Consider the following 529-nt stretch of genomic DNA (forward strand, 5'->3'; position numbering starts at 1 on the left):
TCCTCCCTCAACGCGGGCCTGTACTCCACCGGGCGCATCCTGCGCTCGATGGCCGCCGCCGGCTCCGCGCCCAAGTTCGCCCTCCGCATGAACAGGGCCGGCGTCCCCTACGGCGGCATCGCGATCACCGCCGTCGTCTCCCTCCTGGGCGTGCCGCTGAACTACCTCGTCCCCTCCGACGCGTTCGAGATCGTCCTGAACGTCGCCTCCGTGGGCATCATCACCACCTGGGCCACGATCGTCATCTGCCAGATCGCCCTCCAGCGCTGGGCCGCCAAGGGATGGACCGAGCGCCCCTCCTTCCGCATGCCCGGCGCCCCCTACACCGGCTACATCACCCTCGTGTTCCTGGCCGTGGTCCTCGTCATGATCCTCCTCGACTCCCCCTGGACCCTCCTGGCCACCGCCGTCGCCATCGTCCTCATGATCGTCGGCTGGTACGCCTGCCGCGAGCGCATCCACCAGATCGCCGCAGAACGCGACGGCTACACCGGAGCCGCCCCCGTCATCGCCAACCGGCCACACCGGA

1 pseudogene is annotated in these 529 nt (G+C 69.8%); it reads left to right on the forward strand.

Annotation, left to right across the window (positions count from 1 at the left end):
* A pseudogene (locus tag SPF06_RS22015) lies at positions 1–529 on the forward strand (amino acid permease); the annotation flags it as partial.

Source organism: Sinomonas terricola (assembly GCF_034931225.1).
Classification (GTDB): Bacteria; Actinomycetota; Actinomycetes; order Actinomycetales; family Micrococcaceae; genus Sinomonas; species Sinomonas terricola.